This window comes from Syntrophomonas sp. UBA5494, from assembly GCF_002426325.1.
The window spans coordinates 5,945-14,788 of record NZ_DIPG01000047.1 but is presented as its reverse complement, the minus strand read 5'-3'; the positions used below and the strand labels follow the sequence as shown (position 1 = coordinate 14,788).

Annotated in this window: 8 protein-coding genes; all 8 read left to right on the top strand. The window is 52.8% G+C overall.

Going from position 1 to position 8,844, the window contains the following annotated elements; genetic code table 11:
• The first annotated feature begins 187 nt into the window (after nucleotides 1-187).
• Complete coding sequence (locus tag B3W37_RS05290) at nucleotides 188-721, top strand: YceD family protein (protein WP_481040247.1); 534 nt, start codon at nucleotides 188-190, stop codon at nucleotides 719-721.
• The gene (rpmF, locus tag B3W37_RS05285) at nucleotides 708-878 is read left to right on the top strand and encodes a 50S ribosomal protein L32 (protein WP_481040246.1); all 171 of its coding nucleotides are present in this window, start codon (nucleotides 708-710) and stop codon (nucleotides 876-878) included. The genes B3W37_RS05290 and rpmF overlap by 14 nt, the downstream gene beginning before the upstream one ends.
• A 92-nt stretch (nucleotides 879-970) precedes the next feature.
• Nucleotides 971-1,927: a phosphate acyltransferase PlsX gene (plsX, locus tag B3W37_RS05280; protein WP_483174993.1), complete on the top strand. Its 957-nt coding sequence runs from the start codon at nucleotides 971-973 to the stop codon at nucleotides 1,925-1,927.
• A 53-nt stretch (nucleotides 1,928-1,980) separates the two neighbouring features.
• Nucleotides 1,981-2,229, top strand: a complete 249-nt coding sequence (locus tag B3W37_RS05275; RefSeq protein WP_483174992.1) for an acyl carrier protein — start codon at nucleotides 1,981-1,983, stop codon at nucleotides 2,227-2,229.
• Nucleotides 2,222-2,950 carry a ribonuclease III gene (gene rnc, locus B3W37_RS05270; RefSeq protein ID WP_483169581.1) on the top strand — a complete coding sequence of 243 codons (729 nt, stop codon included), beginning with the start codon at nucleotides 2,222-2,224 and terminating at the stop codon, nucleotides 2,948-2,950. The genes B3W37_RS05275 and rnc overlap by 8 nt, the downstream gene beginning before the upstream one ends.
• Nucleotides 2,947-4,050 carry an elongator complex protein 3 gene (locus B3W37_RS05265; protein ID WP_483174991.1) on the top strand — a complete coding sequence of 368 codons (1,104 nt, stop codon included), beginning with the start codon at nucleotides 2,947-2,949 and terminating at the stop codon, nucleotides 4,048-4,050. The genes rnc and B3W37_RS05265 overlap by 4 nt, the downstream gene beginning before the upstream one ends.
• 391 nt (nucleotides 4,051-4,441) lie before the next feature.
• Nucleotides 4,442-8,020 carry a chromosome segregation protein SMC gene (gene smc / locus B3W37_RS05260; protein ID WP_483174990.1) on the top strand — a complete coding sequence of 1,193 codons (3,579 nt, stop codon included), beginning with the start codon at nucleotides 4,442-4,444 and terminating at the stop codon, nucleotides 8,018-8,020.
• Between the two features lie 33 nt (nucleotides 8,021-8,053).
• A partial coding sequence (locus B3W37_RS05255; protein ID WP_483174989.1) for a signal recognition particle receptor subunit alpha occupies nucleotides 8,054-8,844 on the top strand: 791 nt, incomplete at its 3' end.

The window sequence follows — 8,844 nt, the reverse complement described above, 5'->3', positions numbered from 1 at the left end:
TTCGCTTCCGTCGCTCGCTCTGCCCAGCTCGTTGACTTGTCAACAAGCTGGGAGGCGGGCATCGCCCGCCCCTTTAGTTTTGGCTCCTATCAGCCGCATATCAACAAAATCGATATAGTAACTGCCTTTATTGACAATACTAACCGGTGAAGAATATAATTAATCTGGTGTTTTTTAGGGGTGCAAAATGAAAATTGACCTTAAACAACTCAAACTTCAGCCGCAACAGAGTGAGCACTATTCTTTTGTGGAATTTTGGCCCGATGAACTGGTTCGGGGACTGGGTGCTCAGTTTGCGGAGCCGGTTCAGGTCGATATCGAAGTGGTATTCACCGGACAGACATATGTCGGCACGGGAAAAGTAAAGTCCAAACTGGTGCTGGCCTGTTCCCGGTGTCTGGAACCATCGGTTATTCAGGTTGCTGAAGAACTGGACATCACCATGATAGATGCCGGCAGCCGAAAACCGGAGGAGTTCAAGGATGATGTACTGGTGGTTGATCAAGGTGAGGCCGATATTGAGCCGGCGGTAATAGAAGCCATATTTGCCGTCATCCCCTTGAGTCCGCTCTGCAATTCGGAATGTCAGGGTCTGTGCCCGGGTTGCGGTGTAAACAAAAACGTGGAGGCTTGCCGCTGCAGTGAAGAAAATATAGATCCGCGCTGGGAAGCCTTGAAAAAATTAACCCAGGAAGGAGGGGAACAAATTGGGCGTTCCTAAGAGGAGACATTCGCATTCAAGAAAGAATATGAGGCGTGCCGAATGGCGCAAGCTGGACAAACCAGGATTGGTTGAATGTCCTCAGTGCAAGGAGTTGAAATTATCACATCGGGCCTGCTTGAATTGCGGATTTTATAAAGGTAAAAACGTGATGTAAGATATACAGGTTGATCAAAAGGTAAGGTATCGGCGCACTTTCAGGCCCATAGCTTACTTTTTGTATTTCTTGCTGAAATGAGGAGGAAGACCATGAAGATCGCAGTTGACGTAATGGGAGGCGATTATGGCCCAGGCGAGGTTATCGCAGGCGTCCTGAGCTGGCTGAAAGAAACCGATGCCTCCATTATCCTGGTAGGTTTGGCGGAAGAGATCGAGCCGGTCTTAAAAGGCCAATCGTATGATACTGAAAGGCTCAGGGTGGTCAATGCCAGCGAAATAATAACCATGGAAGAATCTCCGGCCATCGCGATCCGGCGCAAGAAAGACGCCTCCATTGTGGTTGCTACCGGTCTGGTCAAGGCGGGCCTGGCTGATGCGGTATTGTCCTGCGGCAGCACCGGAGCACAGATGGCCGCAGCTCTATTTAACCTGGGGCGGATGGAAGGAATCGAACGTCCTCCGATAGTCAGCGGGATACCGAATATTCGCGGTTCACAATCATTGCTCATCGACGTGGGGGCCAACGTGGACTGCCGCCCTTCGCAACTGGTGCAGTTTGCAGCCCTGGGAAGCGCTTATGCTTCAGCAATTCAAGCCATCCCCAATCCCCGCGTAGGTCTGCTCAACAATGGCGCCGAGGAGACGAAAGGCAATGCTGCCGCAGTCGAAGCTTTCAGCTTGCTGCGCCAGCAGCCCAAACTTAATTTTATCGGCAATGTGGAGGGTCGCGACCTATTTAATGGCGATTGTGATGTGATTGTCTGTGATGGTTTCACCGGCAACATTCTGTTGAAATCCATGGAGGGCCTGGTTCTGTTCCTGGCCCAGCATACCGCTCAGGAAATGGGCAAACTCCCCAGCATTTACCAGAAGGTCGATTATCGCCAGGTAGGCGGAGCGCCTTTGCTGGGGGTTAAAGGGATAAGTATAGTATGTCACGGCAGTTCAAAAAAACAGGCAATATGCAGCGGTATGAAAATTGCCGCTCAATGTATTGTGAGCCGTATTGTGGAACAGCAGGAAAAAGCCCTGGCAGCATTGATTTAAGGACCATACATAATGTATTGCTCAGGTTACAGTAGTTAAAGGAGGTCATCTAGTTGCAGGAGTTTATAGAGCTGGCCAGAAAGATACTGGCGGAACAGCTGGACCTGAACCCCCAGGAAATCGCCATGGAAACCAAACTGGAAGATCTGGACGCCGACTCCATCGATGTTGTGGAGATGATCATGGCTCTGGAAGATGCCTATGATGTGGAATTTCCTGAGGAAGGGCTGGAAAGCCTGTCAACCTTTGGGACGCTGGTCACGGCCCTGCACCGCCACCTGGAAAAGATTCAAAATGGCTAAGCAGCGGGATGCGGTTGCCCGCTTTATGCGTGACAACCGGCTCATTTTTAATCATCTGGGGCTTATCGACATGGCTTTGACGCATCCGTCCTTCAGCCAGGAAAAGAACTGTGTCGGCAATAATCAACGCCTGGAGTTCCTGGGCGATGCGGTCTTGAATATGATTATTGCCGAATACTTGTACAATCACTTTGATGAAAAGCCTGAAGGCGAATTGACTAAAATCCGGGCCAAGGTGGTCTGTGAAAAAGCGCTGCTCAACGTGGCTAATCAAATGCGATTGGGAGATTATCTACTATTAGGGCGGGGCGAGGAGATGTCCGGGGGGCGTAAGCGCCGCTCCATACTGGCTGATGCAGTCGAGGCGGTAATAGGAGCTATATATCTTGATCAAGGCTATGAAGCCGCGACCCGATTCGTACTGGACCGTCTGCAGGTTCACATTGACGACACCGCCCAGGGCGATTATCAAGATTATAAATCCCGCTTGCAGGAGCTGGTGCAGGGTAAAAACAAACAGAATGTGATCTATCAGATCATTAAAGAATGCGGTCCTGCTCATGCCAAAGTTTTTGAAGCCGGGGTGTATTATAAGGAGCGGCTGCTGGCTGCCGGCCAGGGGCGGAGCAAAAAGGAAGCCGAGCAAAATGCTGCTGAAAAGGTCCTGAAAAATCACCAGTTGCTGCTCAGCCTGGGACTGGAGATAACCCCCAAACCATGAAGCATGTCAATATTCCGATTTTTATCCCCCATGTGGGGTGCCCGTTTACATGCATATTTTGCAACCAGCGGCACATTGCCTCCCAGTTAGAACCCCTTTCCCCATCAGCCATCCCTGAATTGGTTGACCAGCACCTGGCGACCATTCCGCCCGGAAGTGAGATCGAGATAGCTTTCTTCGGCGGCAGTTTCACCATGATGGATGTTTCCCTGCAGGAAGCCTACCTCAGACAGGTATCCCCTTATTTGATAAAAGGTTTGATTCACGGCCTGCGCCTTTCCACCCGCCCAGATGGAATCGATCCGGATATTCTGAAAATGCTCAAATACTGGGGGGTAGACACCGTAGAACTGGGAGTGCAGTCGTGCGACGACGAGGTTCTGGCAGCCGCGGGGCGGGGGATGGCCCTTCTGCAAATCGTTGGGGCCAGCCGTTTATTAAAAGAGTATGGATTTAAACTGGGCATACAATTGATGGTGGGGCTGCCCGGGGACAACCGGCTTAAAGACCTGGCTACCACCCGGGTCATTATTGGACTGCGGCCGGATATGGTCAGAATTTATCCCACCCTGGTGATTGCCGGGACCGAGTTGGCCAGACAATGGCGGGAGGGGAGCTATCAGGAGTTCTCCCTGCCTGAGGCTGTCTCTGTCTGCGCCGAAATGCTGCTCATGTTTCAATACCACCATATCCCGGTGATCCGCCTGGGTCTGCAACCCAGCCAGGAACTGCAATCTGCCGAGACCTTGCTGGCCGGGCCGTATCATCCTGCATTCGGAGAGTTAGTGGAGCAGCATATCTTTTATATGCAAGCCCGGGAGCTGCTTCTGGATGCCCAGGCCCTGCCAGGTCGGGACCGGCCGGTAAACCTTCTGGTAAACCCCGCCGATGTCTCCCGGTTGATTGGACAGCACCGCCGTAATTTTCTGCGTTTGGAAGAGGAATTGGGGACGGGGCTGCTGAAGGTAATTAAATCTGAAGCTATCGCGTCTGATAGCCTCGGACTGTACTACAGCGGTGAGAACCGAATCCTAACCCTGGTGAGGGAGGATTTCATTCGCCGCTTGATAGATAGAGGCCTGCTGCCCGGCGAAGACTGAAACAGCCGCAGGCCGGGCAGGTTGTGGCTGGTAAAAACAGCCCTGAGTAGGCGGGTTTGTTTAATGCCCGGACATAATTGAGAACAATAACTGCTTTTACCAAGATAATGGGAAGGTTTTTGGGCCTGAATTGTTTAACTAGTAAATACTAGCACAGGAAAGAATTTGGGCTGACGGGGGCAAATCCTGACCGCCTGCAAAACAGTATGGCGATTCTTACCAACGCGCCATATGAAGTTGGGTTTGATTAAAGTCCCGGAATGATGGCCGGGCTTAGCTGGATGCCCGATTTAATAGCAATATAAGTGAATTCAACAATACGTTCAGGGTGATTAAAAATATTTTATCGAATGTTTTTTGAGAGGTTGCCCTGACATGATGGAGGAACAGGGTGTATTTAAAGCGTCTGGACATCAAAGGCTTTAAGTCTTTTGCGGAATACACTACAATCCAATTCGAGCCCGGGATCAATGTTGTAGTGGGGCCGAACGGCTGCGGCAAAAGCAATGTGGTAGATGCGGTCCGCTGGGTACTGGGCGAGAATAACATCCGCAACCTGCGCGGTCACAAAGGGGAAGATATCATCTTCTGCGGCACCGACAGCAAACGGGCTCACGGCATGGCCACGGTGGAGATGCTGATCGACAATGGCGATGGCTTTTTGCCCCTGGAATACGGGGAAATAAACCTGGCCCGCAAGCTGTTTCGCTCTGGAGAAAGCGAGTTCACCATCAATCGTACCCGGGTGCGCATGAAGGATGTGCACGATCTGTTTGCCGGCACCGGTTTGGGCAAGAAAGGCTATGCCATCATCAGTCAGGGTGAGCTGGATCAGCTTTTGAATGCACAAGCCCTGGAGCGCCGCCTTATCCTGGAAGAAGCCTCGGGGATAATAAAATACCGGCAGCAGCGTGAAGAAGTGAACCGGCGCCTGCTGGATACCGCTCAGGACCTGACCCGCTTGGCAGATCTGCTGGCGGAAATGCGGGAGCGCAGCCTGGAACTGCAGCAAAAGGCGGAAAAGGCCAGGCAATACTTGAGCTGCAAAGAACAAGCCGATATCCTGGAAAAAACCCTGATGGCATATGAGCTCAACCGGCTGGAAAAAGATCAGTGCACTCGCCAGGCCGATCTTGCGGAACGCAAACAGAGCCTCAGAGCTCTGCACCGGCAGCAGCTCGAACAGGCCAAACAATTGCAGGAACGGGAGCTGGAACTGGAAGGCCTGCGTTTGGAAGAACAAAACGCCGCACAAGAGTTATATGATATTCAAGCCCATATTGCCGAACTGCGCTCAGCCTTGCAATTAAGCCAGGAACGCATTGCCAATTACCGGGAAAGACTTAAGGCGGCCCTGGCTGATGCCGCCAAATATGCCGCCCAGTTAAACAAGATCGACCAGGATCTGCTTATCAACAGAGAGGATTATAACCAGCAGCAGCTGTTGTGTGAGGAGCTGGAACAGCAGTGTGTGCAGATAGAAAAGGATGCCTGCGACCTGGAGCAGTCCCTGGCCCTAAAAGCCAAGCTCTTTGAAGAACACAAAGCGCATTTATTCGCGTATACCCAGCGGGAGACCAGAGTCAAAAACGCTATACAGGAGCAACAGGAGCGCTTGCTGAAAAGCCGCGAACGCAGGTTTAGACTGGAGACGCAGTATGAACAGCTTGACCGCCAGCTGAAAGAGGCAGGCCAAGAACAAGCCCGGTACCATGAGGAAATGGAGCAAATCGAAAAGCAGCTGGAGCATCTCCATGCCTCCATCGGGCTGGCCGGGGAAGCCAGAGCTGAAGCGGCGCGGAACGTGACAGAAGCGGAAGGGCTGATTCAGCAGCAGCAAAAGCAAATCGACCAGCAGGGCACCCGTTTGGAGAGTCTGCGGAGTATGCGCGAAAACCTGAGCGGCTATGCACCCGGGGTAAAAGCCGTGATGAAATGGGCCCATGACGGGGAGCTGGGCGGGATTCTGGGGATAGTGGGGGAAATCCTGGAAGTGCCCCCGGGGCTGGAGACCGCCATTGACATCGCCGCGGGGAGAAGCCTGGAAAACATAGTAGTGGAGAGCAGCCATGACGCCCGCCTGGTTATTGAGCGCCTCAAGAGCCGGCGCGCGGGCCGCGTCACCTGCCTGCCTCTGGACAGCCTGCGATTGCGCAGGGTGCCTGAAGAGGTGGTAAAAAAGTCCCTGGCCGTTAAAGGGGTGATGGGCAGCGCTGACCGCCTGGTGCAGTGTCTGTCCAGGTACCGCGTGGTCCTGGAGTATCTGCTAGGGAGGGTGTTGGTGGTGGAAAACCTGCACAGCGGGATGCAGGCCTATAAAAAGATAAATTATCCCTGGACACTGGTATCCCTGGAAGGGGATATCATCAACCCCGGCGGGGCTATGAGCGGCGGAACCGCAGCTGACCGCGGCCCCAGCCGTCTGCAGCGCCGGGCAGAAGAGAACAGGCTGGAGGCCGAATTGCTGGCCCAGCAGTCCGGGATGAACCAACTCAAGCAGGCACTGGCTTCAGCCCGCTCCGAATTAGAGGCTGTTGATCTGCAAACCGCCGGCTTGAAAAAGCAGCATATTGAGTATACTCTCAAAAAGGAATGGCTTGAAACCCAGATAAAAACCGCGGCTGACCATATGCACAAATTTCAGCAACAGCGCCAGGAAGCCAGCCGTGATATAGCAAGTATAGATGAGCAATCGCTGCAAATAGAACAGGACGTGACCGGCTTGAAACAACAGTGGCAGGCTTTACAGCTGCAACAGCAGGCTGATTCCAGCCAGTTGGAAGAACAGAAGGAGACCTTGGTCAGACTAAGGCAGGATCTCGAGGTGTTGCGCGAGCGTTCTTCATCCTATCATGAACAACTACACATGAAAAAGAGGGAGTTGGACAACCAGCATAAGAACCTGCTGCAGTTTGAAGCGGTTCAGGGCTCTTATCGGCAGTCCCGCCAGGAGGCCCAGGACTTGCTGGAGCGGTTGCAGAACGATACCGAGGCGGAAACCCGCAGAACCGGCAGCCTTGAACAGGAAATATCCCAGGCGGTGCTGGAGGCCGAAGCTAAACGGGAGAAGCTGGAAGTCTTGAAAAGCAGAGAAACCCAATGCAGAACCGATGTCAGCCAGCTCAAAGCCGGCCTGGGGCCGGTATCGGCAGAAATTGAAAAGCTGGAACAAGTCATTCGCCAGCAGGAACTCAATTTGGCCCGACTGGAGACCGAGTTTTCGGGCCTGCATCTTCAGTGGAGCGAAAAGCTGGGCGAAACCCCGATTCCGGAAATCGACCTTAAAGCGATGAGAGCAGCCGAGCTGCGCAGCATCAAGCAAGAGCTGGGAGTTCTCAAAGAAAACCTTGAAGCCCTGGGAATGGTGGATATCTCAGCAATTGAGGAATCCCAGGCTCTGGAGAGCAAACTGGGCTTTATTGAACAGCAATATCTCGACCTGGGGGAGGCCCGCTCATCACTGTTGAATCTGCTGGCCGAAACCGAACGTCTCATGTCGCTCGACTTCAACAAGTTCATGACTCAGGCCAACCAGAGTTTTGCCCGGACTTTTGCGGAGATGTTCAACGGCGGGGAGGGACGCCTGATGGTTGAAACCGGAGCCAGCGGCCTGGAGGCAGGCGTAGACATTGAGGTAAAAATACCCGGCAAACGGATTCAGTCGCTGAATTTATTATCGGGCGGAGAGCGGGCCTTGACCTGTATCGCCTTTTTATTCGCTTTGATTCGCCTTAAACCGATTCCATTCTGCTTACTGGATGAAATCGACGCCGCCCTGGATGAAACCAATCTGATACGATTTACCGGCTTCCTGCAGGGCATATGCCGGGAGACCCAGTTTATTGTGGTAACCCATCGACAGACCACCATTGAATGTGGCAATACTATATACGGGATAACCATGGCTGAAAAAGGGATCAGCGGGGTATACACTCTGTCTTTGGAGGATGTACCCAGTAAAGCGGGCTAAACCTGATTACATCGAAACTGAAAGGATGAGACCATGTCGCTTTTCAATCGCAAAAAGAAAACCCCGCCCGGTGAAACGGCGGCGCCCGAGACAGGGACGGAAAAGCTGGCGGAAGCCCCGGAGCCCGAGAAGAACGGGTTTTTGAACCGCATCAATCCCTTCGCCAAAAAGGAAACGCCCCCGCAGGAAACGGAAACCGGCCTGGCCGCTGGTGGCCGGACGATGACAGCAGGGGCAGCGGATGGCCTGGATTCTGAAAGGGAAGGTTTTCTGAATCTTATCAAACCCTTCTCCAAAAAAGAAGCTTCGGGAGCGGAAGAGGAAACCGGCACAGCCGGTGATCAGCCTGAGGAGCCGAAATACCCCGAGAAAGAAAACGGCAAGCTTCGGTTTAACTTTCTGCAGAAATTTAAACAGGGTTTGAGCAAGACCCGGGAGAATCTGGCCGGGAAAATACAGGAATTGGTAAAGAACACCCGCAAGCTGGATGAGGAATTCTGGGAAGAACTTGAAGAAATACTCATACAGGCCGATGTGGGCATGAACACCTCGGTGGAGTTGGTGGAAAAGATTAGGCTGGCCGCCAAAAAGCAGCGCATCAATGACTCCCATGAGGTACTGGCCTTAATTCGCGAAGAGGTGGCCCTTCTGCTGCAGAATACACAGCCCCTCAATCTGGACGGGCTTAAACCGGCTATCATCCTGGTCGTAGGGGTAAATGGCGCCGGAAAAACCACCTCGATCGCTAAACTGGCCTATCGTTTCAAACAAGAGGGCTTAAACGTAATCCTGGCGGCTGCGGACACCTTCAGAGCCGCAGCCAT

Coding starts and splice junctions, on each gene's coding strand:
- B3W37_RS05290 (WP_481040247.1), top strand. CDS start 188: ATGAAAATTGACCTTAAACAACTCAAACTTCAGCCGCAACAGAGTGAG.
- plsX (WP_483174993.1), top strand. CDS start 971: ATGAAGATCGCAGTTGACGTAATGGGAGGCGATTATGGCCCAGGCGAG.
- rnc (WP_483169581.1), top strand. CDS start 2,222: ATGGCTAAGCAGCGGGATGCGGTTGCCCGCTTTATGCGTGACAACCGG.
- B3W37_RS05265 (WP_483174991.1), top strand. CDS start 2,947: ATGAAGCATGTCAATATTCCGATTTTTATCCCCCATGTGGGGTGCCCG.